At 67.7% G+C, this 26,387-nt stretch carries 20 protein-coding genes; 6 read left to right on the forward strand and 14 right to left on the reverse strand.

The features are described from left to right. Window positions 1-47: 47 nt before the first annotated feature. Entirely contained in the window at window positions 48-926 is an 879-nt protein-coding gene (locus PFX90_RS03160; protein WP_285710480.1) for a sulfotransferase family 2 domain-containing protein, read from the forward strand. A 59-nt stretch (window positions 927-985) separates the two neighbouring features. Here PFX90_RS03160 and PFX90_RS03165 read toward each other — a convergent pair whose 3' ends face one another. Both PFX90_RS03165 and PFX90_RS03170 read right to left on the reverse strand, forming a co-directional pair. Beyond that, window positions 986-2,284: a tyrosine-type recombinase/integrase gene (locus PFX90_RS03165; protein ID WP_285710482.1), complete on the reverse strand. Its 1,299-nt coding sequence runs from the start codon at window positions 2,282-2,284 to the stop codon at window positions 986-988. Between the two features lie 172 nt (window positions 2,285-2,456). Continuing rightward, on the reverse strand, window positions 2,457-2,858 hold the full coding sequence (locus tag PFX90_RS03170; protein WP_285710485.1) for an energy transducer TonB: 402 nt from the start codon (window positions 2,856-2,858) through the stop codon (window positions 2,457-2,459). A 129-nt stretch (window positions 2,859-2,987) separates the two neighbouring features. Here PFX90_RS03170 and PFX90_RS03175 point away from each other — a divergent pair, with 129 nt between their 5' ends. Then, window positions 2,988-4,778 carry a sensor histidine kinase gene (locus PFX90_RS03175; RefSeq protein ID WP_285710490.1) on the forward strand — a complete coding sequence of 597 codons (1,791 nt, stop codon included), beginning with the start codon at window positions 2,988-2,990 and terminating at the stop codon, window positions 4,776-4,778. On the opposite strand, the gene PFX90_RS03180 is transcribed toward PFX90_RS03175, so the two are convergent. Further along, entirely contained in the window at window positions 4,775-5,215 is a 441-nt protein-coding gene (locus tag PFX90_RS03180; protein ID WP_285710492.1) for a PilZ domain-containing protein, read from the reverse strand. The two genes, PFX90_RS03175 and PFX90_RS03180, sit on opposite strands and share 4 nt — an antisense overlap. Window positions 5,216-5,338: 123 nt before the next feature. Here PFX90_RS03180 and PFX90_RS03185 point away from each other — a divergent pair, with 123 nt between their 5' ends. After that, window positions 5,339-6,283, forward strand: coding sequence for a YeeE/YedE thiosulfate transporter family protein (locus PFX90_RS03185; protein WP_285710495.1), 945 nt, complete (start codon window positions 5,339-5,341; stop codon window positions 6,281-6,283). Here PFX90_RS03185 and PFX90_RS03190 read toward each other — a convergent pair. The 3 genes from PFX90_RS03190 to PFX90_RS03200 form a co-directional block, all read right to left on the reverse strand. Continuing rightward, window positions 6,280-7,035 (reverse strand): sulfite exporter TauE/SafE family protein, encoded by a 756-nt coding sequence (locus tag PFX90_RS03190; protein WP_285710497.1) that lies wholly within the window; start codon window positions 7,033-7,035, stop codon window positions 6,280-6,282. The genes PFX90_RS03185 and PFX90_RS03190 overlap by 4 nt on opposite strands. A 22-nt stretch (window positions 7,036-7,057) precedes the next feature. After that, on the reverse strand, window positions 7,058-9,823 hold the full coding sequence (gene secA, locus PFX90_RS03195) for a preprotein translocase subunit SecA (protein WP_285710499.1): 2,766 nt from the start codon (window positions 9,821-9,823) through the stop codon (window positions 7,058-7,060). A 127-nt stretch (window positions 9,824-9,950) separates the two neighbouring features. Beyond that, complete coding sequence (locus PFX90_RS03200; protein WP_285710501.1) at window positions 9,951-10,226, reverse strand: hypothetical protein; 276 nt, start codon at window positions 10,224-10,226, stop codon at window positions 9,951-9,953. Between the two features lie 130 nt (window positions 10,227-10,356). On the opposite strand from PFX90_RS03200, the gene argJ reads away from it, so the two are divergent. Continuing rightward, entirely contained in the window at window positions 10,357-11,583 is a 1,227-nt protein-coding gene (gene argJ, locus PFX90_RS03205) for a bifunctional glutamate N-acetyltransferase/amino-acid acetyltransferase ArgJ (protein WP_285710504.1), read from the forward strand. A 44-nt stretch (window positions 11,584-11,627) separates the two neighbouring features. Continuing rightward, on the forward strand, window positions 11,628-12,389 hold the full coding sequence (locus tag PFX90_RS03210; protein ID WP_285710507.1) for an inositol monophosphatase family protein: 762 nt from the start codon (window positions 11,628-11,630) through the stop codon (window positions 12,387-12,389). A 280-nt stretch (window positions 12,390-12,669) separates the two neighbouring features. Here the strand turns inward: PFX90_RS03210 and trxA are convergent, their stop codons facing one another. The 8 genes from trxA to ahcY form a co-directional block, all read right to left on the reverse strand. Continuing rightward, window positions 12,670-12,990 (reverse strand): thioredoxin, encoded by a 321-nt coding sequence (gene trxA / locus PFX90_RS03215; RefSeq protein ID WP_285710509.1) that lies wholly within the window; start codon window positions 12,988-12,990, stop codon window positions 12,670-12,672. Window positions 12,991-13,060: 70 nt separating this feature from the next. Continuing rightward, complete coding sequence (gene addA, locus PFX90_RS03220) at window positions 13,061-16,588, reverse strand: double-strand break repair helicase AddA (RefSeq protein ID WP_285710512.1); 3,528 nt, start codon at window positions 16,586-16,588, stop codon at window positions 13,061-13,063. Beyond that, entirely contained in the window at window positions 16,585-19,626 is a 3,042-nt protein-coding gene (addB, locus tag PFX90_RS03225) for a double-strand break repair protein AddB (protein WP_285710516.1), read from the reverse strand. Before addB ends, addA begins: the two co-directional genes overlap by 4 nt. After that, on the reverse strand, window positions 19,619-20,335 hold the full coding sequence (locus tag PFX90_RS03230; protein WP_285710519.1) for a nucleotidyltransferase family protein: 717 nt from the start codon (window positions 20,333-20,335) through the stop codon (window positions 19,619-19,621). The genes addB and PFX90_RS03230 overlap by 8 nt, the downstream gene beginning before the upstream one ends. Further along, window positions 20,332-21,321, reverse strand: coding sequence for an aminoglycoside phosphotransferase family protein (locus PFX90_RS03235; protein WP_285710521.1), 990 nt, complete (start codon window positions 21,319-21,321; stop codon window positions 20,332-20,334). Before PFX90_RS03235 ends, PFX90_RS03230 begins: the two co-directional genes overlap by 4 nt. Next, window positions 21,318-21,782 carry a tRNA (adenosine(37)-N6)-threonylcarbamoyltransferase complex ATPase subunit type 1 TsaE gene (gene tsaE / locus PFX90_RS03240; protein WP_285710523.1) on the reverse strand — a complete coding sequence of 155 codons (465 nt, stop codon included), beginning with the start codon at window positions 21,780-21,782 and terminating at the stop codon, window positions 21,318-21,320. The genes PFX90_RS03235 and tsaE overlap by 4 nt, the downstream gene beginning before the upstream one ends. Beyond that, window positions 21,779-24,142, reverse strand: coding sequence for a PAS domain-containing sensor histidine kinase (locus PFX90_RS03245; RefSeq protein WP_285710525.1), 2,364 nt, complete (start codon window positions 24,140-24,142; stop codon window positions 21,779-21,781). Before PFX90_RS03245 ends, tsaE begins: the two co-directional genes overlap by 4 nt. A gap of 103 nt (window positions 24,143-24,245) precedes the next feature. Next, window positions 24,246-25,670: an adenosylhomocysteinase gene (ahcY, locus tag PFX90_RS03250; protein ID WP_285710528.1), complete on the reverse strand. Its 1,425-nt coding sequence runs from the start codon at window positions 25,668-25,670 to the stop codon at window positions 24,246-24,248. A 190-nt stretch (window positions 25,671-25,860) separates the two neighbouring features. Here ahcY and PFX90_RS03255 point away from each other — a divergent pair, with 190 nt between their 5' ends. Continuing rightward, on the forward strand, window positions 25,861-26,340 hold the full coding sequence (locus PFX90_RS03255; protein ID WP_285710530.1) for a peroxiredoxin: 480 nt from the start codon (window positions 25,861-25,863) through the stop codon (window positions 26,338-26,340). Window positions 26,341-26,387 lie beyond the last annotated feature (47 nt).

The raw sequence follows: 26,387 nt of genomic DNA on the forward strand, positions 1-26,387 counted from the left end.
AGAGCAAGCTCGCGACAGCCTAGGTCTGGTACAGAGCAGTCTCGAAAGTGGCAGCAATCATGCAAGCCTATCGACCAGATCAGAACGGCATAGTTTTTGTACACTTGCCTAAGTGCGCAGGCACAGCAACGACGAATGCAATCCGTCGAGCGATGAGTCCTAAGTCTGAATATATTGGCCTTTCAATTTCAACTTTTGGATGTTTCGAAGAATTCGACACCATATCGGATGCTTGTCGCAATACTATTGTATGGAATGCCGATGATCTTCCTTCAGGCCCTGAATTCGTTTACGGACATCTACAGTTTCAATTCACAAGAAAGGCATATCCTGCGCACAGATTTTTGTTGCTGATGCGCGAACCCCGCTCTCGGCTTGTGTCACATTGGCTTTACTGGAGATCAAACTCTGACGAAGCTCTAGCTCCGTGGGGAACATGGGGCGAATGGATCAAAAGCTCGCGGCAAGACTTCGATGAATTTGTGTCTGATCGCCGCGCGTTTTGCCAGACAGACAATGTTGCAGCACGGTTGCTACTACAACCCCATCCAGCGATACGTGAAGGCCAATTGATTGATGAATCTGAGTTTGGGAAGATCAAAGTTTCGCTTAAGGAAGCCCTCGACTCGATCCATTTTGTCGGTTTCACGGAGGATCAGAATCTCTCACAAAAGCTAGAGACGTTCATTGGTCAGCCTTTGAAGTTCGAACGGGACAACGCGACGACCATTCGAAGCGCGGATAGAAATTTGGACGTCCGAGACCAAGTGCAACGAATAGACCCCGCAATGTTTGAGCGAATGACGTATCTAGACAAATTCGTATGGGAATATGCACTTGCTCGTTCAAATTTTTCTGGAGACATCGAAGATTTTCGAAATAGATGCTTCGATAGAACGCTCAATGGTTACCATGCCCCCACTTAGATTCTGAATGTTGGTTTTCGCTAAATTTGGCCGCCCTGCCCAGATCATCAGCTCAGACGCTACCTCACTGACAGCGAATTCAGCGCAGTGATATTGTCTGCCACGCCGGACAGCTGGGGGGCAACGTGGCGACCCCATGCTTCCATCAGGGCGCGGCGCATGTCGCGCAGATCGCTGCGCAGATAGGCCTGCTCGGTTGCCGTGCCGACTTTGTGCGCCAGCGCCATTTCCGCCACCATCCCGGGGATTGTCGGCATTTTCTCGGCTGCCCAATCGCGAAAGGATGAACGGAAGCCGTGGACGGTTTCGGTCCGGCCCGCGCTGCGCATCGTCGTGGAAAGCGCCATGTCGGTTAGCGGCTTGCCCCGCGCGCCTCGGAATATCAGGCCCTCGCGCATGTCCTCGGGGGTGTAGGCCTCCAGCAGCGCAATCGCCGCATCGGACAGGGTGACGACGTGGGGGCGTTTCATTTTCATCAGTTCGGCTGGCAGGGTCCATGTGCGGGCCTCCAGATCAATCTGTTCCCATGTCGCTTGCCGCGCCTCACCAGATCGGGCCGCTGTCAGGACAGCGAACAGCAGCGCAGATCGGCCAGCCGCGTTGCCCTTGGCATACTCGCTCGCAAAGAACGCGGGCACCTCGGCAAAGGGCACGGCTTCGAAGTGCTTGCCCGCCTTTTGCTTGGACAGGCCCGAGCGCAGTTCCCGCACATCGGGCAGCGCCTCGGCGCGCCAGCCTTGCGCCTTGGCATAGGCCAGCACTTGCCCGATGCGGCTGCGCACCTTGCGGGCCATCATCGGCTTGTCGGTCCAGATCGGGGCGAGCGCGCCGATAACCTCGGCGCTGCCGATCGCATCCACCTTAAGCGCCCCCAGCTTGGGCAAGGCATGGTCTGTGAGCGAGGTTTCAAACGCCTTGGCGGTCTTTTCGCTCCAGCCCGCCTGTAGGGCCTCATGGGCGGCTTTCATGGCCTCGGCAAAGGTCGGCACCCGCTTGCGCTTGCGGTCACGCTCCAGCACGGGATTTGCCCCAGCCTTGGCCAGCTTGCGCAGGGCGGCTGCCTTTTCGCGGGCCTCTGCCAGCGTGAGCGAGCGCTTGAGCATCAGCGAGGCTTCCCCCAGCCGATCATCCCCTGCCCCGAACGCCTCGCGCCCTGCCCCGTCCACATCGGCAGAGCCCAAGCCAATATCGCGGCGCTTGCCATCGGCCTGCACCCGCAAAATCCACGATTTCGCGCCGGTAGGGGCACAATTCAGGAAAAGGCCCTCCCCGTCCTGAAACGTCGCTTTGATCGGCTGGCCATCCTTGCCGATACCCGGTTTCGCATTTCTCACCTTTGCGACTGTCAGCTTGCCCATATCTTTCCCCACTTTCTTCCCCACACTTTAGGGCGGCTGTGAGTGAATGACAATGGCCGTTGATGGTAACGGCAATGAAAAACTTTCAATGATTCTACAATCTTGAAGACAGTGACCGAACGCAAGCGGAAGCGCCCTATGATTCTACTCGGGGAGCCATTTTCTTCCAGCTTCAATCCGGCGAAGTCGTCACCTTGGTTCGCCATGTCCCGGCGACCGGAGTGCCGTTCTCGTCGAGAGCGGGCATGAATCTGGCGTGGCGCAGCACGGCGCGGCACACGGCGTCGTCGAGGACGGGATAACCGCTCGAGGCCGTGACCACGCAATCCTCGGCGCGGCCTGCGCGGCTTACGGTGACCGTCACCCCCACTTGGCCGAACACGCCGCTGCACGAGACCGGTTCGAGGCTGGCGAGGATGGCCTGCGCCCATTCGCTCTGCTTCATGGGAACGACGCCCCGCGGCCGGACCTCGGACAGGGGCGGCTCCTCGACGCTGCCCCTGCCCACCATCGGTCCGCTCCCCTGCAAGACGCCTGACAGGGCAAGTCCGGCCAGCACCACTTTCGCAATCATCGCGCGATCCCGTGTCCGCCGCCGGCCCCTGCTACCGTGCTGGCAGCCGGCATTTGGTAATCTGTGATAGATAACTGCTTTTCAGAGCGTTTACCGTCAAGCCGTTGCACGAGCGCAAATGAGGCCCGGTTGCCGGCGATCCGATCACAGCCTGGAGGTTCGAAGGTTGCCGCGCTGGTCGGCGGCATCGCCACGTGGCGCTCCTATGCCCTCGCCGCTGCGCTCACTCTGGCGGCGGTCGGCTTGCGGTGGTGGCTGGGGCTGCTGGGCGAGGCGGTCGTCCCCTTCGCGCTGTTCTTCCCGATCGTGCTCGTCTGCACGCTGCTCGGCGGGCTGGGCCCCGGATTGCTGGCGCTGGTCATGGCACTGGTCGCGGTCAGGCTCTTCTGGGTGGAGCCGGGGATCCTGCTCGGGCTCTCGCCCCAGAACATCGTCAATCTCGTGATCTTCACCGCGACCTGCGCCTCGATCTTCGCCGTCTCGCTGTTCCTGCGCACGACGCTGCGCAATCTCGTGGCGAGCGAGGCGCGCCTTGCCGCCATGTTCGAGGGCGTGCCCTCCGCGATCGCCGCGATCGACATCGATGGCCGGGTGGTGGTCGCGAACGCGCGCTTCCACGACCTGTTTCCCTCGCAGACGATCCCCTCGCGCGATGCGGCGCAGGTGACGCGTTGGAGCGGGCATGACGCGAACGGCGATCCGCTGGCGCCCGAGGCTTTCCCCGGCGCGCGGGCTTTGCGCGGCGAGCTCGTGGTGCCGGGGCAGGACATGGTCTACACCGACGATACGGGCGCGGCGCGCTGGTACCGGATCGCCAATGTCCCGACGCGGGGTCCCGGCGGCCGCCTCACCGGCTTCGTCACCTCGGTCACCGACATCTCCGAGAGCAAGGCGATCGAACTCGCCCTGCGCGAGAGCGAAAGCCGGCTGCAAACCCTGATGGAGGGCATCCCGCAGCTGGTCTGGCGCGCGGCTCCGGGTGGCGGCTGGACCTGGGCGAGCCCGCAATGGGAGGCGATGACGGGGCTCTCCTCGCAGGAGAGCTGCGGCGACGGCTGGCTGGGAGCGCTGCACCCCGAGGATCGCGCCGCCGCCCGCGCGGCATGGGCCGCCTCCGGGGCCGCAGCGCCGCTGCAATTCGAATGCCGGCTGCAGGACGCGGCGAGCGGCGAATACCGCTGGTTCCAGACCCGCGCCCTGCCGGTGCTCGATGCGCGCGGCGCGATCGGCGAATGGCTCGGGACCTGCACCGACATCCACGAACTGCTCGAGCTCCAGCAGCGCCACCGCGTGCTGGTCGGCGAGTTGCAGCACCGCACCCGCAACCTCATCGGCGTGATCGGTGCGATGTGCGACAGGACCGCACGCAGCACGCGCGATTTCGCGGAGTTCAGCGAGAAATTCCACGACCGGCTCGCCGCCATGACCCGCGCGCAGGGCCTGCTGTCGCGGCTCGAGACCCATGACCGCGTGACCTTCGACGTGCTCGTCCAGACCGAGCTCGCCGCGATCGACGGCGGCGAGCCCGGCGGCAGGGTGGCCGTGTCGGGGCCGCCCGGGATCCGCTTACGCTCCTCGGCGGTGCAGACGCTGGCGATGGCGCTGCACGAGCTGGCGACCAATGCGCTCAAATACGGCGCGCTGCGGCACGCGGGCGCGCGGCTCGCGATCAGCTGGCGGATCGAGCACAGCGAGGGCGAACCGTGGCTGCGCATCGACTGGATCGAACGCGGCGTCCCGATCAAAGCCGGGGATGCGGCGCGATGCGGTCAGGGCCGCGAGCTCATCGAGAAGGCCCTGCCCCACCAGCTCGGCGCGCGCACCGAATACCGGCTCGGCCCCGATGGCGTCGAATGCACGATCCGGATCGGGGTATCGCAGGAACATCAGCCGCAGGCGGCGGAGCCTCCGGGAGCCTAATCGCTGAAGGGAAAGGGCGGGAGCGGGGGCAGTTCGTCGAGGCCCTGCGCGCTGCGCGCCATGCGGCGGCTGAGGCGGGCGTAGAGCGACTTGGTCACCAGGCTGCGCACCGTCACCGGATCGAGCGGCGCGCCGAACGTCAGGCCCACATCGTCCCCGTTCGTCCAGACCACATAGGCATCGACCGGCTCGAGCCCGGTGACCTTGATCTGGTGGACCAGATCGCGGTTCAGCTCGGGCACGGCAGAGGTGCGCAGCCTGCACCCTTCCTCCGAGATCTCGATGACCCTTGCCGCGAAGGCGAAGCCGGTGGAATCGGTGACGTCGGCGGTCAGCTCGATGCCGCGGCGCAGGGCCCAGCGACGATCCGCCCGGGCCGCAGCGTCGTCGCCCTCCGGGCCCGCCTGTTCCCCGCCGGGCTGCTCCTGACGCTCCATCCGGACACTCCCCCAAGCGCTCCCCAGCGGGGCCGCTGGCACAGTCCGCGTCACGAGACACTAATGTATGATAATTTATCGACCCGATTGCACCGATTGCAGCAACCGCTACATCTGCGCCGCGTGATCCTTGTCCTCACCACCGCGCTGATGTTCCTGATCGGCTATGCCAGCCAGCGCGCGGGCGTGTGCATGGTGCGGGCGATGCGCGAGGTGATCGAGAAGCGCCGCGTGCACCGGCTGGCGGGATTCGCGCTTGCGGCCGCGGCGGCGATGGTGGTGATGGGGCTGGCCGAGTGGCTGGGGGCCGCGCCGTTCATGACTCTTCAGGGCAGCGCGCCCGACGGGCTCAGCGTAGCGGGCGGCGTGCTGTTCGGGCTCGGCTCGGTGCTTGCCGGCAATTGCGCGATGGGGCTGCTGTCGGGGCTGACGCAGGGCGAGCTGTGGCGTGCCGGGTCGATCGCGGCGATGTTCGTCGCCGCGCTGCTGCTCGGCCCCGAGATGTCGAGCGCGGCGCTGATGCTGTCGGCCCGCGCGCCCGTGCCCTCGCCGCTCACCGGCCATGTCGGGCTGGCGCTGACGCTCGGCGGCACGGTGGGCGCGCTGGCCGCGACCTACATCTACCGGCGTCTGGGCTGGAAGCGCCCGAAGGGCGGCTGGTCGCCGCTGATCGCGATGGGGGTGATCGGCACCGCCTCGGGCCTGCTCTTCGCAGCTGACCGGCAATGGGTCTACACCAGCCGCATCGCCGAGATCGCCTATGGTATAAGCTGGGCGCCCGGCGCGCTGCTCGGCCTCGCGGCGCTGCTCGCGGGGATGACCGGGGCGACGATCATCGGACGCACCTTCGCATGGCGCGCGGGGAGCGGGAAGCAATGGCTGCGCGCGGTCGCGGGGGGCCTGCTGATGGGCGCGGGCGCGACGCTGGTGCCGGGGGGCAATGACGCGATGCTGTTCACCGGCGTGCCGCTGCTGCTCCCCAACCTCTTGGCGGGCTATGCGAGCTTTGCCGCGACCCTCGCGCTGGCCTTGCTGATCCGGCGGCAGGCCGTGCCGCCGGGGGCCTAGACCCCCGCCAGCAACCGCACCCCCACCACACCGACCAGCAGCGCGGTCAGCCAGCGGATCCACTTGGGCGACAGCAGGCGCGCGGCGAAGAGGCTGCCGATCTGCCCGCCGACCACCACCGCGATCAGCAGCGGCAGCGAGGCTCCGAGCGCCGCGCCAAGCAGGTCGGGGCCGTTCTTCACCATCTGCCCGGCGAGCCCGAACAGCGAGTTGACAAGGATAAACAGGCTCGCGGTCGCCGCGATCCCCCGCGCCTCGTGCCAGCGTGCAAGATGCAGCAGCGGCGCGAGGAAGATGCCTCCCCCGATCCCCACCAGCCCCGCGAAATAGCCCAGCGGCGCGGCAGCGAGCGGCATGAAGCGGGCGGCTTTGGTAGGCTCGCCCTCCGCCCCCTCCTTGACCGGGACAAACATCATCAGCGCGGTCAGCACCAGGCTGGCGCCAAGCAGCGTCAGGAAGGTCGCCTCCTTGATCGGGGTCAGCCCGCCGAGGAAGCTCATCGGCGCGCCGAGCGCCACGATCACCCCGGCCTTCTTCCACGGCGTGATGCCTGCACGAGCAAAGCGGATGCTCCCGCCCGTCACCACCACGATGTTGCAGGCGAGGCTCACCAGCGGCAGCAGCCGGTAGTCCAGCCCCGAGATCGCCAGCAGCGCCGAATAGGTAGACCCGCCGCCAAAGCCGACGCTGGCGTAGAGCAGCGCCGTCACCGCAAAGGCGAGCGCGAGCAGCACGGGCACCGCGCCGATCATCGCTCAGCCCCTAGGGTCAGTCTTAGACCAGCGCGCGCGACGGCAGGGCGCCGTGGCAGTGCTTGTACTTCTGCCCGCTGCCGCAGGGGCACGGCGCGTTGCGGCTGAGGCCGAGATTGGCATAGGGGTCGGTCCCCGCCGCCGCCCCGCCCGGTCCGAACTCCGCCCCCGGCGAGCCCGCCAGCGAGCCGAACAGCTGCGGGCGGCTTTCCGAGCCGTCGAAATCCGCCGAATCGTCGAGGCCCGTCAGCGGGTCGATGTGTCCCGTAAGGAAATCGGGCAGCTCGGGCAGCGCCTGCACCGGGGGCTGCTCGAAGCGCAATTCGGCGCGGAACAGGATCTTGGTGACTTCCTCGCGCAGCGTGTCGAGCATCGTCTCGAACAGCACGAAGGCTTCCTGCTTGTATTCGTTGATCGGCTGCTTCTGCGCCATGCCGCGCATCCAGATCACCTGGCGCAACGCGTCGAGGGTCGAAAGGTGCTCCTTCCAGTGGTGGTCGAGCTGGCGCAGCAGCACGTCCTTTTCGACCATCCGCCAGATCCCGGCGTCATTCTCGCCCATCTTGGCGTTCATCATCTCGTCGGTGAGCTCGCGCAGCTTTTCCTCGAGCAGCTCGGGCTCGACCTCTTCCTCGGCGAGCCATTCGTCATAAGGCGGCTGGAAGCCGAACACTTCCTCGGTGCGCGCCTTGAGGCCTTCGACGTCCCACTGTTCGGGGTAGGAACCCGGCGGGCAGGCGGTGCCGATCAGGGCGTTGATCGTGTCGTGGCGCATGTCGATGACCACGTCGTCGACCGCCTCGCTATCCATGATCTCGGCGCGCTGTTCGTAGACCACCTTGCGCTGGTCGTTCATGACGTCGTCGTACTGCACGACCTGCTTGCGCATGTCGTAGTTGCGCGCCTCGACCTTCTTCTGCGCGGTCTCGATCGCCTTGGAAAGCCACTTGGAGCCGATCGCCTCGCCATCGGCGAGGTTCGACTTCATCATCTTGGAGAACAGCGTGTCGGGGCCGAAGATGCGCAGCAGATCGTCCTCGAGGCACAGGTAGAAGCGCGACAGGCCCGGGTCGCCCTGACGGCCCGAACGCCCGCGCAGCTGGTTGTCGATGCGTCGGCTTTCGTGGCGCTCGGTGCCGAGCACGAACAACCCGCCCGCCGCCTTCACGCGCTCCTTCTCCTCGGCGACTTCGGCGCGGATGCGGGCGACGGCTTCGTCGCGCTCAGGCCCCTCGGGCATTTCGCCAAGCTCGTCGCGGATGCGGTATTCGATATTGCCGCCCAGCTGGATGTCGGTCCCGCGGCCGGCCATGTTGGTGGCGATGGTGACCGCGCCATAGCGGCCCGCCTGCGCCACGATATGGGCTTCCTGTTCATGGAAACGGGCGTTGAGCACCGAGTGCTTCACGCCCTCCTTGTCGAGATATTCGCTGAGCAGTTCGGATTTTTCAATCGAGACCGTGCCGACCAGCACCGGCTGGCCGATCTGCTGCTTCTCCTTGATCGCCTTGGCGATGGCGCCGAACTTGTCGGCGGTGTTCTTGTAGAACTCGTCTTCTTCATCGATGCGCGCGACGGGCAGGTTGGTCGGGATCTCGACCACGCCGACCTTGTAGATGTCCCAGAATTCCGCCGCTTCGGTCGCCGCGGTGCCGGTCATGCCGGACAGCTTGGGATACATGCGGAAATAGTTCTGGAAGGTAATCGAGGCGAGCGTCTGGTTCTCCGGCTCGATCCGCACGCCCTCCTTGGCCTCGACCGCCTGGTGCAACCCGTTCGACCAGCGGCGGCCATCCATCATGCGACCGGTGAACTCGTCGATGATGATGACCTTGCCGTCCTTGACGATGTAGTCGGTGTCGCGCTTGCGGGCGAAATTAGCGACCAGCGCCTGATCGAGGTGGTGGACGACCTGGGTGTTCTGCGCGTCATAGAGGTTCTCCGAGGCGAGCAGGCCCTTTTCGAGCAGCAGCTTCTCGACTTCCTCGAGGCCCTCTTCGGTGAGCTGGACGCGCTTCACCTTCTCGTCGATGTCGAGCCATTCGACCGGGATGTCGCGCGCGACCTGGTCGAGCTGGACGTAGAGCTCGGACTTGTCTTCGGTGGGCCCGGAGATGATCAGCGGGGTGCGCGCCTCGTCGATCAGGATCGAGTCCACCTCGTCGACGATCGCGAAGTTGAACGGCCGCTGCGCCATCTCCCCGCGCGAGTGCTTCATGTTGTCGCGCAGGTAATCGAAGCCGAATTCGTTGTTGGTGCCGTAGGTGATGTCGGCGTTGTAGGCGTCGCGCTTGTATTCCTCGGGCATGCCGGGGACGATCACGCCGACCGTCAGGCCGAGCCAGTTGTACAGGCGCCCCATCTCCGCCGCGTCGCGCCGGGCAAGGTAGTCGTTGACGGTGACGACATGGACGCCCTTGCCCTCGAGCGCGTTGAGATAGACCGCCAGCGTCGCCATCAGGGTCTTGCCCTCGCCCGTGCGCATTTCGGCGATCTCGCCGCGGTGGAGCACGAGGCCGCCGATCAGCTGGACATCGAAGTGGCGCATCCCAAACACGCGCACCGATGCCTCGCGCACCGTGGCGAAGGCTTCGGGGAGGATGTCGTCGAGCTTCGCGCCGCCGTCGATAAGGCCGCGCAACTTGTTCGTCTGGCCCTGCAGCTCTTCATCGCTGAGCGCCTGAATTTGCGGCTCCAGCGCATTGATCTGCGCGACGATCTTGCGCGCGGCCTTGATGTAACGCTCGTTGGCCGAGCCGAAGACGGATTTGATGACGGAATTGAACATGGGTCTAAGCCTTTGATTCGGGTGCAGACACCCGGAATGTCGCGGGCGCTGTGCTGATCTGTGCGAGGATGGCGCGCGGCCCTCGGGCGCGGCGCGCGGAATTCGGGTGTGGAGCGAGCGCGCGCGCCTATTCGAAGGCGCGCTCGATCCCCATCAGGACCGGCAAGCGCAGCGTTTCGGGTACCGTCGGCGGCGGGCATTCGCACTCCGCGGCGCGGGTGGCGCTGATCGTGGCGGGCGCGGGTTGCGCCGCGACGCTCTCGCTCGCGACACGCTCATCCCCGCTCGCCGCAGCGACGCTCGCCGAGCACGCCAGCGCCTCGGCCAGCGACGCCTGCGCCGTGCCGCCAAGAGCGACAAGGCCTGTAAGCAGGGCCAGCAGGGCAAGAAAACGCCGGGTCATGATGCCTTCAGATAGAGCCTAAGCGCCAATTCGTCCACCGCCATAGCGCGATAAGCTGTGCGAGAGCTTAATCAGCCCGCGCTAACCGCGCGATTGCAGCCCCGCGCTTTGCCCATTACGGGCGCATCCCATGCAGATCGACCCTTCGCCCCTCGCCCGCCCCTTCCCCGAATTGCCGCCGATCGCAGGCGTCACGCTGCGTGTGGCGCGGGCGCGCTACAAGACGTGGGACCGCTGCGACCTGACCTTCGCCGAGCTGGCCGAGGGCACCAGCGTCGCGGGCGTCTTCACCAGGAGCGCCTGCGCCTCTTCCGAGGTGGAACTCGGGCGGGAGGCGGTGAAGCTCGGGCGCGCGCGGGCGCTGATCGTCAATGCGGGGAACTCCAACGCCTTCACCGGCTGGCGCGGGCGCGCGGCGGTCGAGGCGATCCGGGCGCAGGTGTCCGAAGCGCTGGCCTGCTCGCTCGACGAGGTGTTCGTCTCCTCGACCGGCGTGATCGGCGTGCCGCTGCCCGTCGACAAGGCGCAAGCCGGGATCGCCGCCGCGCTGACCGCCGAGCCCTGCGGGTGGGAGGATGCCGCCAAGGCCATCGGCACCACCGACACCTTTACGAAGGGCGCAGGCGCTTCGGCCATGCTGGGCGGGGTGCGCGTCGAACTCGCCGGGTTCATCAAGGGTTCGGGCATGATCGCCCCCGATATGGCGACCATGCTCGGCTACATTTTTACGGACGCCGACATCGCCCCCGCCTTCCTGCAAGAGGCATTGGAACGCGCCAACGCCGCGACCTTCTCCTGCATCACGGTCGACGGCGACACCTCGACGAGCGACACGGTGATGGTCTTTGCGACCGGCAAGGCGGGCAATATGCGGATCGAGAGCTGGGAGAGCGCGGGCGCGGATGCCTTGGCCGCAGCCCTCGCCGATGTCTGCCGCCAGCTGGCGCAACTGGTCGTGCGCGATGGCGAAGGGGCGCGCAAGTTCGTCACCATCCGCGTGAGCGGCGCGGCGAGCGACGACAGCGCACGCCGCATCGGCCTCGCCATCGCCAACTCCCCGCTGGTCAAGACAGCCATCGCGGGCGAGGACGCCAATTGGGGCCGCGTGGTCATGGCCGTGGGCAAGGCGGGCGAACCGGCCGACCGCGACAGGCTCTCGATCGCTTTCGGCGGGGTGTGGGCGGCGAGGAACGGCGTGCCGGTCGAGGATTATGACGAGGCCCCCGTCGCCGCGCACTTGAAGGGCGAGGAGATCGACATCGCGGTCGATCTCGGCCTCGCGGATGGCCGCGCGACCGTGTGGACCTGCGACCTGACCCACGGCTACATCGCGATCAACGCGGATTATCGTTCGTGAGCGCGCTGGGCTTGTCTGCTTTGGATGGGGAAATCCGCGACCTGATGCGCTTCGCAGCGCAGCGCTCGATGCTGCCGCGCTTCCGCCAGCTGGCAGCGCACGAAGTCGAGATGAAGGGCGCGGACGATCCCGTCACCATCGTCGACCGCGAGGTCGAGGCGTTCCTGACCGAGGCTTTGACAAAGCTCGCCCCCGGCGTCGCGGTGGTGGGCGAGGAGGCCGTCCATGCCGACAAGGGGGTGCTCGAACACCTCAAGGGCCAGTGCTGGATCATCGACCCGCTCGATGGCACGGCCAACTTCGCGGAAGGCAAGGAGCCTTTCGGAATCATCGTCGCGCTGGCCGATGCGGGCGAGGCGGTGGCGGGGTGGATCTACGACCCCAACAAGGACCGCTTCTGCCACGCGCGGCGCGGCGAAGGGGCCTTCGTCAATGGCGAGAAGATCACCGCCCGAACCACCGGCCAGCAGCCGCCCGTGACGGCGGTGAGCCGCATCTTCCTCACCCCCGAACAATCGGCGATGGTCGATGCCAAGCTGGCGCCGCACTACACGCTGGTCGACATCCCGCGCTGCGCCGCCGAGCAATATCCGCGCCTTGCCCTCGGCGAAAACGACATCTCGAGCTTCAAGCGCACGCTGGCGTGGGACCATGCGGCGGGGGTGCTTTGGCTGAACGAGGCGGGCGGGAAAGCCGCAAGGCTCGATGGCAGCGCCTACCGGGTCGATCAGCACGATGCGCCCGGATTGGTCGGAGCCTCAAGCCCCGAAATCTGGGACAGCTTCGTCGCCCGGGTGGTTGGATAGAAAGGATTTTCCTACTCGCCCGCGCTGTGCCAGCCATGCGCGCATGAGGTTTGACACCGCCCTTCCCGAAGCCATTTCCGGCCATGTCACGCTGCTGCGGGACAAGGCAGGTTTTTCGCTTCAGGACAGTGTCTCATGTGTCTCCAACTCGGAGCGCCGGAGCGTCCCCCCGCCCGCGCGGCGGCGAGTGCAGAGGTCGGGGGTGACGCCCGACCCCCTCCGTCAGCCCTGCGGGCTGCCACCTCCCCATCCCGTTCGGGACGGGGAGGGACTTACGGGATCACAGCTCGCCTTCGAGCCACGCCTTCAGCGCACCCTTGGGCGCCGCGCCGAGCTTCTGCGCGACCGGCTGGCCGTTCTTGTAGAGCACCATCAGCGGGATCGACTGGACGCCGATCGCGGAAGGGGTGTCGGTGTTCTCCATGATGTCCATCTTGGCGATCACGACCTTGCCGGCGAGCTCCTCGCTGATCTCCTCGAGCGCCGGGGCGATCATCTTGCAGGGGCCGCACCAGTCGGCCCAGAAGTCCACCAGCACGGGGGTATCGCTGTCCAGCACATCGGCCTTGAAGCTCGCATCGGTCACATTGACGGTCGCCATATCCTGTATCTCCTTTGGCCGGAGCATAGGGGCGCCGGTCACACGAATGCAATCTAGTGCGCCGGGTTCTTCACTCAATATGGGGAAGCGGCAAGGATTGCTGCGGGGCCTGCAAGGCGTTCTTGTGTAACGCGAGGGTGGCGGGCGGCAGGTCGAACAGGACGGGCGCGTGGGTGTAGAGCACGCCTGCACGCACCTCGCGGCCCGGGTAGATGGCCTCGAGCGCGGCGGCATAGGCCGCCATCTGCCTGAGGGTGGCGAGCGGGATGTCGGCGGCGCTGGCGGGCGGGCGGCGGGTGGTCTTGAAGTCGACCACGGTGATGCGGGCGGGCTCGATCAGCAGGCGGTCGGCGGTGCCGGCGACGACGACACCGTCAACGGTCGCGGCCAGCGGCACCTCGGCGAGCGCCTGGGGGGAGAAGATCGGGGCGAAGTCGGGGTGATCGAGCACCGCCAGCGCGGCGGCGAGCATCTCGGCGTGCATGGCTTGCGGAAGGTCAGCCGCCTGCCGCGCCAGCCAGCCCTGCGCGGCGGCGGCGCGGGCCACGGGCGGCACGTCGGGCAGGCGTTCGAGCAGGGCGTGGATCAGGCTCCCGCGCCTTGCTGCATCGCGGGTCGCGGCGGGATCGAGCGGCGGGGCGGCGCCACCCTCCTCGCCCGCGGCTGACGGGGCGAGCGGGCGCGGCGGACGCGGCTCCTCGCCCACCGGGGTGGTGGCCCAGCGCGGGAGGGCGATGTCGGCGCTCAGGGAGGAGGCCGCGTCCTCGGGCACCAGCGGCTCGGCGCGCTCGCCCCACTCCTGGCGGGTGCCCCAGACGGGGTCGTCGACGGGCGCGGCCTCGAACAAGGGCTTGAGGCGGGCGTACCAGCTGTCCTCGTGCGGCATGCCGGCCTTGGCCTCGCGCTTGCCGAGCGAGCCGCCGATGAACAGCGCCTCCTCGGCGCGGGTCATGGCGACGTAGAGCAGCCGCCAGTGCTCCTGCATCGCTGCGGCTGCCTTGGCGGCTTCGGCCTCGGCGATGGGCCCCTTGCGCTCGTCCTTGCCGAGCGGGGGGAGCGGGACGAGGCGCTTGCGGTCGGGCTTGGCTTCAAGCGGGTCGTCCTCGAGTTCGAGGTCCCCCGCCTCGCCCGGCGCGCCGGTGGCGTCGGCGAGGATGACGATCGGGGCCTGCAAGCCCTTGGAGCCGTGGACGGTCATCACCCTGACCTGCCCGCTCGCGCTGTCGGAGTCGCGCTTGAGGTCGCCGGTGCCGGCGTCGAACCACGCGATGAAGCCCGCGAGGCTGGGCCAGTGCTCGGCCTCGTAGGCGAAGGCGGCGTTGAGGAGCTCGTCGAGCGGATCGTTGGCCTCCGCGCCAAGCCGCTCCACCAGCCGGGCGCGGCCAGCCCAGGGGCCGGTGAGCAGCCAGGCGATCAGGGCCTGCGGTGTCTGGTAGTCGGCGCGGCGCAGCAGGTCCTTGAGGCGCTCGACGGTGGCGGCAACGAAGGGCGGCGGATCGTCGCGGTTGAGGTGGTTCCACAAGCGCTGCTTCGGCAGGCGCGGCACGTAAGCAAGGAGGTCGTCTTGCGTCCAACCGATCAACGGGGAGGCGAGCAGGTTGGCAAGGCTGAGGTCGTCCTGCGGCTGCGCGGCAAAGCGCAGCGCGGCGAGCACGTCCTTCACCGCCAGCGGCGCGCCGAGCCGCAGGCGGTCAACCCCCGCCACCGGCACACCCCGCGCGTGGAGCTTGGCGACGATCTGCGCGGCCAGCTCCTTGCGCTGGCGGACCAGCACCATCACGTCGCCCGCCGTGGCATGGCGGCGGGTGCCCTTGGCGAGGACGAAGGGTTCGGTGCCACGAACCCAGCGCGCCACCTGGTCGGCGATGTTTTGGGCGAGCAAGGTGTCATGCTTGGGCAGCCAGTCCTGGCCGCCGCCTTCGCTGTCGTCTTCCTCCTCGACGGTGTCGGCCTTGTCGGGCGCGACCGGGGGCCACAGGGTGACGAGGCCAGGACGCTCGGTGCCCTTGTGCTCGGCGGGCGGCTTGTCGAGGCCGAAGGCGTCGAACCCGAGCATCGCGATCACCCGGTTGACGAAGCCGAGCACGATCTGCGCGGTGCGGTAGGAGGTGCCGAGGTCCAAATCCTGCCAGCCCGGCTCGCGGCGGTTGGTGCGGCTCTGGCGGATGCCGGTGCGTGCCGCATCAATGCGGGCCAAGATGCGGGTCTTGGCTTTGGCGAAGTTCTCCGGGCTGGTGCCCTGGAAGCCGAAGATCGCCTGCTTGTAGTCGCCCACGGTGAAGATGGTCCGCAGCTTGTCCCCGCGCGCGCCCTCGCCGGCGAAGAAGTCGTCGATCAGCGCCTCGACGATGTCCCACTGGCTGCGGTTGGTGTCCTGCGCCTCGTCGATCAGGATATGGTCGAAATGGCGGTCGAGCTTGTAGCGGATCCAGTCGGCGGCGTCGGACTGGCCAAGGAGGTCGGCGGCCTTGCGGATCAGGTCGCCGAAGTCGAGCAGGCCTTCGCGGCCTTTGCGCTCCTCCCAGCGCACCGCGAAGGCGCGGCCGATCTCGAGCGCGGATGTGACGATCTCGGCGCAGGCGAGCAGCGAGCGGCGGGTTTCGTACTCGGCCAGCGCTTCGGCGACATCCTCCTGATGTCGGACGAAGTCGGGGTCAAATTTGGCGGCATGACGCAGATTGCCATTTGGCAGCAACTTGGCGTTGAGGACTGTGCCGATCAAACAGTCGGTCGCCCCCGTTCGTGCAGCAAGATCAAGCCTCAGCCAACGTTCTATCCCAGCGATGGCGGGAGCACCGGCAGGCTTGCCCCATTGATGCAGCGCATCGAGAATGAACTTCAGGGTGCCATCAGGGAATAGGTCGGGATCGAGCGGCTGACCTGCCCAGTCCTCCCCCGCATCGGCCGGTATCCCCAGCGTCTGGCGCACCCGCGCGCCCATCGGCGATTGCCAGCTGCCGGGCCCCTCCCACATCTCGTGCGCGTCGGCCGCGCGCATCAGCCACTTGTGGAGCGCGGCAGGGTCCTTGCGGGTGGTGAAGGTCTCGAGCCCGTCCAGAATGCGCACGTCATGCGTCCGCTCGGCCTCCTCGAACAGGTCGGTTAGCACTTCGCGCGCGAGCAGTTCGCGGCTGCGGTCGTCCATCACGCGGGTGCCGGGGGCGAGGTTCGCTTCCTCGGGGAAGTTGCCGATCAGGAACTGCGCGAAGGCGTGGATGGTGTCGATCCGGAGGCCCCCGCCGGGGCAATCGAGTACGCTGGCGAACAGGGTGCGGGCACGGTCGCGCACCTCTGGCGTGTTCGGCGCGCCGAGGTGGCCAAGCTCTTCGAACAGCTTGGTATCAGGCAGCCGCACCCAACGCGCCAGCACCGCGTTGATGCGGTTCGCCATCTCGGCCGCGCCCGCCTTGGTGAAGGTGAGGCACAGGATCTGCGACGGGCTCACATCCTCGCGCAGCAGCAGCCGCAGCACGCGCGCGGAAAGCACCTGCGTCTTGCCCGTCCCCGCCGAGGCGGAGAGCCAGACATTGTCCTCAGGATCAGCCGCAAGGAGCTGGTTGTCCTTCAAGGGGAAGACGAGACCGTTCCCGCCGCTCACGACCTGGTCTCCGTCTCGGTCAGGCGCACCAGCCATTCCTCGAGGCGCATCAGTTGGTCGTAATCGGTGTAGCCCTTGTAGTCGGGATTCTCGCGCGCCCGGAATGGCGTGCGGCCCTTGATGTATTCGCTGATGGCGAAGCGCAGCTTGCCAAGGTGATGCGGGAGGAATTCATCAGGCGTGAGGCCCTTCTTGGCCTGCCCCACTTTCATCGGCGTTTCACGCTTGCCGAAGCTGCCGTCATCCTTCTTGAACGACCAATATTCGAAGTCACTGGCCGCGCCCTGCACCACCTTGCCACTGTCCTTGTCGGCAAAGCGGCCATGCTCGGCGACAAGGCCCAGCAGGCCGAGTTGCAGCGCGAACCCCGCCTTGACCTCTTCTTTGGTCGGCACGCGCCCGGTCTTGTAATCGACAATCCCCAGCGTCCCGTCAGCGAGCCGGTCGATCCGGTCGGCGCGGCCCTGCACCTTGACACCGTCGACCTCCATCTCGCCGGAGATCTCGGTGGCGAGCACGGTGCGGCCCCTTTCGGCGGCATCGGCTTCGATCCAGCCTTCGAACCGCTCGAGCGCGGCGATCAGGCGCGGCTGCCACAGGGCGCGGAACAGCGGGTGGACGCGCTGCTCGCGGAAATGGGCCGCCGCATAGGGCGCGAGCGCGAGGCCGGGCTGCTCCGCCTTGGCCTTGTGCCAGCCATCGAGGATCGCGTGGACCAGCGTGCCGCGCAGCGCCGGATCGCTGAAGGGATCGGCGGCCAGCGGATCGAGCCGCCTGAGGTCAAGGATAGCCTGCGCGTAGAACTGGTACGGATCGCCCAGCAGCCGGTCCAAGGCGGTGACCTTGATCGCCACATCGCGCAGACGCGGGGCAGGATCGGGCGCCGGGCGGGGATATTCGGGCGCCGCCGGGCGCTCGCGGTCGAGATGCGGGAGGATCGCCGGGATCGTGCGTTCGCGGTGCTCCTTGTCGAGATCATCGCCCAGCAGCGCCTCGACCCTGAGCAGGAAGCGCGAGGGCAGCGCCGGCCCCTCGGCATCGCGCAGGCTCCGCGAGAGCACCACCTGCGGCGCGCCCATCGCGCCCGCGAGGTCATGCGCGGCAAGCCCGATGCGGAACTCGGGGCCCGGCACGCCGAGCGCGCGCAGCACCGCAGGCGCGAGCAGCGCATCGGCGCCGGGGGGCTGCGGCCAGCTCCCCTCGTTGAGCCCGCCGCAGATGACAAGATCGGCGCGCGCCATGCGGGCTTCGAGCAAGCCGTAGATCGCCACGCGCGGGTGCCCGCCATAGCCGGGGCGCACCGCCACGGCCTCCATCGCATCGCGCAAGACGCCCGCTAGGTCGGCGACCTCGATCACCGTGCCGAGAGCCTCGGCCTGCCCGCGCAGGTCCTCGACCAGCTGGCCAAGTGCGCGGCCATCCTCGCGCTCCCAGATGGCGGTTTGCGCGAAGCTTTCGGCGGCGGCGGAGAGGCGGGTCAGCGCTTCGGCGAGCGCGATTGTCTCCGGCCAATCGGCGAGCGGGGCGGTGAGCGCCTCGGCCTCCTCCCACCATTCGGCGATCTTGGCCTTGGCGGAAGCGGCGCGCAGCGGCTCCATGCCGGGGGCGGGCGAAGGTCCTCGCAACTCGCGGTCGAAGGCGCGCAAGCCCTTCAGCCAGTCGGCGCGCGCGAGTCCGTCCCAACTGCGCACCAGCGGGTGGCCGAAAGCGGCGACCAAATTGGCGGGATCGGGGCCGTTGGCGGCGATCTCGGCGAGCAGCCCGAACAGCCGCCCCGCCGGAGTCAGCGCCAGCGGGCGGCCGGCGGAGTCGTCGGCGGTGATGTGCCAGCGTTCCAGATGCTGCGCCACGCGCCGCGCCAGCCCCCGGTCGGCGGTGACGACAGCGATGCGCTTTGCGGGCACTTCGAGCGCCTCGCGCACCATCAGCGCGATGGCCTGCGCTTCTTCCTCGATGGTGGCGCTGGCGATGAGGCGCACCCCGTCAAGCCGCCGGTCCTTGGCTTCCAGAGTGCTCCAAGACCGGCTCGCATGCGGAGGCAGAAACAGCGCCGAGATCGCACGGCTGCGTGCGGGGTCAGCGGCGGCAATCCCGCGGCGATGCCAGGGCTGCACCTCGGCGCGGTTCACACCCATGCGGTTGAGGAGCAGCTTCAGGTGGTATTGCGGGTGGGTGACGGCGTCCTCCGCGCCGAAGACCGGGCCGCCCGGCTCTTCGGAAGCGCCTGCCAGCCCGAGCTCGTCCCACGCGGCGGCCTCCATCGCGAGGTCAAGATCAGGCAGCACCACCGCGCCTTGCGGCAGCTCCGCAACGACCCGCAGCAGCCGCGCCAATGCGGGCGAGGCGCTGGTGACGCCCGCCGCGATAACCGGATGCGGCGGCGGCGTCTCGCGCCAGCGCCTGGCGGCATGATCGAACAGCAGGTTGCGGCGCGTCGCGGCATCGACCTCACCGCGTTCCGCCAGTTCGGCCTGCCAGCGCACATCGACCCGCGCAAACAGCCGGATCGCGCGCTTCCAGTGCTCGGCGAGATTGCCCATCTGGTCGATCACCGCGTCGGCCAGCAGGTCGGTGACTTCCTTCTCCTCGACCAGCAGCCGGTCCATCGTCCGCGCCATCTCGCGCGCGAGGTTGAGGCGGGCGCGGCCGGGGAGCGGGGTCATGCCCTCGCCCGCGCGTTCCTCGGCGATCAGGCGGTCCAATGTCAGCCAGCGGCGCACCGGATCGCAGGCCGGGGGAATGTCGGCCGCGCCCAGCGGATCGAGCGCGGCGCCCAGCTTCTCGTCGAGATCGAGGTCGCCCACCGCGATCATTCGCGGCATCAACAGGCCGCCCTCCCCGCTCTCGCCCGCGTGGCGAATGAAGGCTTCCGACAGTGTGCGCGCGGCGCGGCTGCTCGGCACCAGTAGGGTGAGGCGCGCGAGGCCAAATCCCTCCTCGCGGTAACGCGGCACCAGCCCCGCCACCAGCGCATCGGCAAACCCGCGATGCGCGGCGATCGAATAGACGAGCGGGCCGGGCGCGCGCGGCTCAGCCACCCGTCAGCGCCTCCTCGGTCGGGCGGATCATCTGCGGCGTGCCGACTTCGAACCACAGGCCGGTGAAGCTGATGCCGTAGAGCCGCCCCTCCTCCATCGCCCGGTTCCAGAGGATGTTGGTCGAGAAGGGCCCCTCCGGCGCATCCCGCATCAACCGGTGGCTGACGAGCTGGATGCCGGTGTAGATGAAGGGCGCGATCCGGCCTGCGCGGCGGCGCGAGAGGCGGCCCATCGGATCCATGTGGAAGTCGCCCGGCCCGCTGAAATTCATCGCCCGCGCGTGGGGGACGACCAGCAGCAGCGCGTCCATCTCGTCAGGGTTCCAGCGGCGCGAGAGATCGTGGAAGGCGCTCTTGGGCCCGTCGAGCCAGATATTGTCGGCGTTGAGGGCAAAGAAGGGATCGGGCAGCTGCGGCAGGGCCTTGACCATCCCGCCCCCCGTTTCGAGCAGCAGGGCGCGCTCGTCCGAGACCGTCACCTTCGGGGCCTGCCGCGCCAGCAAATGGGCCTCGAGCGCATCGGCCAGATAGTGGACATTGACCACCGCCTGAGCCACACCAGCTTCGGCCAAGCGATCAAGCGCGTGGTCGATCAGCGGCTTGCCCGCCACGCGCACCATCGGCTTGGGCTGGCTCGCGGTGAGCGGCCGCATCCGCTTGCCGAAGCCTGCAGCAAGGATCATCGCGGTGTCGGAGGCGAGCTGGCTCACGCGACGAAGGCTCCGTTCCGGCTGCGCAATTCGGCCGGGATATTGGCGTCGAACCACGCGGCGACAGGCTCCAGCGCGGGATGCGCCAGATCGCGTTCCAGCGCCGCCCAGACGCGCGGAATCATCGCGAGGTAGCGCGGCTTGCCGTCGCGGATATTTAGGCGGGTGAAGATGCCCACGATCTTGGCGTTCCGCTGCGCGCCGAGGGTCGCGTAGTCGGCGAGAAAATCGTCGTCGATGCCGCCCACGGCGCCGACATAATGGACCAGCATCGCCGTTTCGAGATCGACCGGCACATCGCGCCGCGCGTCCTGGAGGAGCGAGACGAGGTCGTAGGCCGGGTGGCCGACCAGCGCGTCCTGAAAGTCGATCAGCCCTTGCGGCGCGCTCGCCTTGCCGCCGAGCAACATGATGTTCTCGGCATGATAGTCGCGCAGCACCGTGACGCCGGGGGTCTGCCGCGCGAGCACGGGAGCCATCACCGCTTCCCACGCCTTGGCATAGCCTGCGACGTCGACTTCGAGGCCCTGTGCGGGGCACCACCACTCGGTGAGCAGCGCCGCCTCGCGGGCATAGACCGCCATGTCATAGGGCGCGAAGGGGCCCGGCGGCAGGCGGTGGAGCGCGGCGAGCGCATCGACAGCAGCCTCATAAGCCGCGCGCTCCTCGCCCGGGTTTTCGTCGAGCCAGTCGCGCATCCGGTCGTTGCCGAAATCCTCGGTCAGCACCCAGCCTGCGCCCGCATCTTCGGCGAGGATCGCGGGCGCGCGCATCCCGTGGTCGCCCAGCCAGTGCGCGACATGGAGGAAAGGCGCGGGGTCCTCGTGCGGCGGGGGGGCGTGCATCAGCATCGCGCTCTCGCCCCCGGCACGCGTCAGGCGGAAATAGCGCCGGAATGAGGCATCGCCGGGCAGCGGGGCCACCTCGGCCCCGCCCCAACCGGCGTTTTCGACAAATGCGGCAAGACCTTCGGGCAGCTGGCTCATGGCATCCGCCCTACCCAATCAGCCCCGCCGCGGGCAATCGCAATCCGACCGCCTTCCCCGCTTTCTCCGACCGGCTCGAGCGCGATCGCAAGGCACCCTCGCTCATGCGCGAATCCGCCCGCGTGATCGGGCCATTCGGCGAGCATCACCGCGCCCTCGCGGTAATCATCGAGGCCGATTTCGACGAGTTCGGAAGGGTCGTCGAGCCGATAGAAATCGGCATGGACAACCGCGAGGCGCAAGGGCGGCGCGGCGTAGGTCTCGATGATCGTGAAGGTCGGCGAAGGCACCTCGCCTTCATGCCCCAGCGCCGCGAGAATCGCGCGGGCGAGCGTCGTCTTGCCCGCCCCAAGCCCGCCTTCCAGCGCCACCACATCCCCCGCCCGAACCCGCGCCGCGATGCGCGCACCATAGGCCGCCATCGCCGCCAGATCGGGGAGAGCCTCGCGCGCCTCGGTCACGGCAGGCGGATCGTCGCCGTCGTCCCCGCGCCCTTGCGGCTGACGATCTCGAGCGTCCCGTCATGGCCCGCGATCAGCTGCCGCGCGAGCGGGATGCCGAGCCCGGTGCGGCGTTCGGACGCACTCTCGCCGCCGGGCTTCACCCCGCCCTGGGCGAGCGCGAGTTCCTGCGCGCTCATCCCGCGGCCATTGTCGGCGATGCTGATCTCGATCCCCCATCCGGCGGAGGGATCGGGCGCGCGGCGGATCTCGATCACGATCCGGCCGCCGTCGGGGGTTCCGGCGATGGCATTGTCGAGCAGATTGCCCACCGCCCGCCCCAGCTGGCGCGGATCGGCCTCGATCACGCGGCCCCGGCGGCCCTTGAGGTCGAGGCTGAGCCCTGCCGCGATGATCGCCTGCTCGCGCTCGCGCACCAGCGTGGTGAGGAAATCGAGCACGTCCAAGCGCTCCTTGCGGATCGGCAGCAGCCCGGCCTCGGACTGCGAGAGATCGAGCACGTTCTCGACCTGCTCGGTCAGCCGCTCGACCGCGGCGAGGATCGCGTCGACATATTCGCCCGCCGCAGCAGGGTCCGCCGCCGCGCCGCTTTTCAGCAGTTCAGCATAGCCGCCGATGGTGGTCAGCGGCGTGCGGAATTCGTAGCTCATGTTGGCGAGGAACTTGGCCTTGACCGCATCGGCCTCTTCCAAAGCCTCGGCGCGTTCGCGCAGGGCCTGCTCGGCCTTCTGCGAGGCGGTGATGTCGAGCACGGTCAGCAGCCCGTTGCCGTCGGGGAGCGGGATCCCGGCAAAGCGCAGCGTGCGCCCGTCAGCCAGCTCCACCTGCCCGCCCTTCTCGCGCCGGTCGAGCGTTGCCGCGCGCACCGCCGCGCCGATCATCGCCGCCTCCTCGGGGTTGACGAGGTTGCGCCCGATCGCGCTCAGCAATTCATCGGCGCTCGGGTGCTTGTCGAGCAGCTCGGTCGTGAGGCCCCAGGTGCCCGCAAAGCTGCGGTTCCAGAGCTGGACCGAGCCATCGGGCGCGAAGATCGCGAGCGCCTCGAACAGGCTGTCGAGCGTCGCCGTGCGGGTGCGCAGCAGCGTGTCGCGCACGGCAGAGAGCGCGAGGCTTTCGGTGCGGTCCTCGGTGATCAGCACCAGCCCGCCGTCGGGCATCGGCTGGGCGACGACGCGCAGATGTGTGCCACCGGGCAGCGGCCAGGCCTCCTCGAGCGTATCCTGCATCCCGAACCATTGGGTGCGCTCGCGCCGCCATTCGGGAAAGTCGCGCACTTCCGGCGTGCGGCCACGCTCGCGCGCTTCGGCGAGGAAGCGTTCGAACGGGGTGTGCGCCTCGATCGCGTCGTCGGTGAGGCTGAACAGGCGGCGGAACGGGCGGTTGGCGAAGGTCAGGCGCTCGTCGGCGTCGAACAGCGCGACGCCGACCGAAAGCTGGTCGAGCAGCGCGCGCTGGGCATCGCGGAAGGCGCGGAACTCGCGCGCGACCTGCTGCTGCTCCTCGATGTCGATCGCATAGCCCGCGACGCCCTCCTGCCCGAGCGGCAGGTCCGAGACGCGCAGGGTGCGCCGCGCGCCGAGAATGGTCGCGGCGACGATGCGTTCCGAGGCATTCTGGCTTTGCAGGCTCGCCTTGGCGATATCGGCGGGCGAGCGGCCATCCTCGGGCTCGAGCAGCTCGATCTGGCCCTGCACCACCTCGGCTGCCGTCATGGCACCGACGGCATCGACATACGCCTGATTGACGAGCTGGAGCTTCAACTCGGCATCGCGGAACCACATCGGCATGGGCGCGGCCTCGATCAGCCCGACGAGCGCGGCAAAGTCGCCGGTCGCGCGCGCGGCGGCGGCGCGCAGGCGGGCCATCTCGGCATGGCTCTCGGTGAAGTCGAATACCCACACCAGCGCCGCCCCGCCCGGCGAGACCTGCGGATCGGCGAGCGTGCCATAGAGCGCGAGGGAGCGCTGCGAGCCGGGCAGATTGATCGCCATGCGGAAGGGCGCGGCGGACTTCTGGGTGGTCTGGATCTTGCCCCACAGCTGGTCGATCTGCGCCTGCGAAAGCCCTCCCGCCTTGGCATTGCCGGCAGGCGCGGCCAGTTCGGAGAGGTATTTGGGCATAACGCCAAGGCCCAGCATCCGCGCGAGCCGCTCGGGCGCTTCGATCCGCCCGTCGACCCGCACCAGCAGCGGCAGCGCCGGGGCAACGTCGAGCAGGGTCTGCATCCGCTTGACGCTGGTGCGCAGCGCCTTGGCCCGCCGCGAACTGCGGTTCGCCCGCAACACGACAACGCCCGCCCCCACCGCCCAGGCGGCAAGAACGAGCGCGATCAGCACCAGCGAAAGGGGCGAGAGGTCCATTGCTCAACCGCTATGCGCGTGGGCGCACGAGTGCAACGGGAGACAACCCACCCGCCCCCGACCCCGTGCAAAAACGGGTGGGAGCGGGCGGATTATCGGCATCTTAGTAGCGGTAGTGGTCCGGCTTGAACGGGCCAGCCTGCGGCACGCCGATGTAGCTCGCCTGCTTGTCCGAAAGCTGGGTCAGCTTGACGCCCAGTTTTTCGAGGTGGAGCGCGGCGACCTTCTCGTCGAGGTGCTTGGGCAGGACGTAGACGTCGTTCTCGTATTCGTCCGCCTTGGTGAACAGCTCGATCTGGGCGAGGGTCTGGTTGGTGAAGCTCGCGCTCATCACGAAGCTCGGGTGGCCGGTGGCGCAGCCGAGGTTCACGAGGCGGCCCTTGGCGAGCACGATGATCGACTTGCCATCGGGGAAGGTGACGAGGTCGGTGCCTTCCTTGATTTCCTTCCACTCGTAGTTGCTGAGCGCTGCGATCTGGATCTCGCTGTCGAAGTGGCCGATGTTGCACACGATCGCCATCGGCTTCATCGCCTGCATGTGTTCGGCGGTGATGACGTCTTCGTTGCCGGTGGCGGTGACGAAGATGTCGGCGCGCTTCACGGCGTCTTCCATGGTGACGACCTCGAAGCCGTCCATCGCGGCCTGGAGGGCGCAGATCGGGTCGATCTCGGTGACCATCACGCGGGCGCCGCCGTCACGCAAGCTTGCGGCCGAACCCTTGCCGACATCGCCGTAACCGGCAACGCAGGCTACCTTGCCGGCCAACATCACGTCGGTCGCGCGGCGGATCGCGTCGACCAGCGATTCCTTGCAGCCGTAGAGGTTGTCGAACTTCGACTTGGTGACCGAATCGTTCACGTTGATCGCCGGGAACGGGAGCTTGCCCTGCTTGGCGATCTGGTAGAGACGCATCACGCCCGTGGTGGTCTCTTCCGAGACGCCCTTGATCGCCTTCACCGTCTTGGTGAGGTAGCCGGGCTTGGCGGCGACGAAGGCCTTGAGCGCGCGCTGGAACTCGATCTCTTCGGCGTTGGTCGGCTCGCCCATTTCCTCGCCCGCTTCGAGGCGCGCGCCCCACAAGGCGAACATGGTGGCGTCGCCGCCATCGTCGAGGATCATGTTGGCGGTCAGGTCAGGATCAGCCTCGCTCGACCAGTCGAAGATGCGGCCCACATAGTCCCAGTAGTCCGCCAGCGTCTCGCCCTTGATGGCGAAGACCGGAATGCCCCGCGCGGCGATCGCGGCGGCGGCGTGGTCCTGGGTCGAGAAGATGTTGCAGGTCGCCCAGCGCACTTCCGCGCCCAGCGCGACGAGGGTCTCGATCAGCACCGCAGTCTGGATCGTCATGTGGAGCGAGCCGGTGATGCGCGCGCCCTTGAGCGGCTGCGAGGCACCATACTCGGCGCGCAGGGCCATCAGGCCCGGCATCTCGGTTTCGGCGATCATGATCTCGTCGCGGCCGAACTGGGCGAGCGCGATGTCCTTGATCACATATTCGGTGGCGGGGGCGGCAGCGAGGGTGGCCATCTTTTCTATCTCCTATGCACAGACAGGCACACGCGAGGGCGGACTGTCCGTTGATGCGTCCAGCCCCCTAGCGGCACATGGGCTCCGAGGCAAATATAAACTTATCTTTATATGTCTATTTGTTGCCCCTCGCCGCGCACCACGATAGAGAGCGCGGCGCATACACCCCGCAAGAGAGGATACTCCCGCAATGACCATCTCCGTTGGCGACAAGCTTCCCGAAGTCACCCTGATCAAGGCCACCGCCGAAGGCCCGCAGGCAGTCAAGTCCTCCGAATATTTCGCGGGCAAGAAGGTCGCGCTGTTCAGCGTGCCGGGCGCATTCACCCCGACCTGCTCGGCCAAGCACCTGCCCGGCTTTGTCGAGAAAGCCGCCGACCTCAAGGCCAAGGGCGTCGACGAGATCGTCGGCACCGCGGTCAATGATGCCTTCGTGATGGGCGCCTGGAACAAGTCCGCCGGCAGTGACGACATCACCATGCTCGCCGACGGCAATGCCGAATTCGTCGAGGCGATCGGCCTCACCATGGACGGCTCGGGCTTCGGCCTCGGCAAGCGCGGCCAGCGTTTTTCCATGGTGATCAACGACGGCGTGGTCGAGCAGCTCAATGTCGAGGAACCGGGCGACTTCAAGGTCTCGAGCGCGGAGCACATGCTCGGCCAGCTCTGAGCCCTTCGGAACGTCTCAGGTAAGGGGGCGCGTCCCGGCAGCGGGGT

Source organism: Erythrobacter oryzae (genome assembly GCF_030271515.1).
GTDB lineage: Bacteria > Pseudomonadota > Alphaproteobacteria > Sphingomonadales > Sphingomonadaceae > Erythrobacter > Erythrobacter oryzae.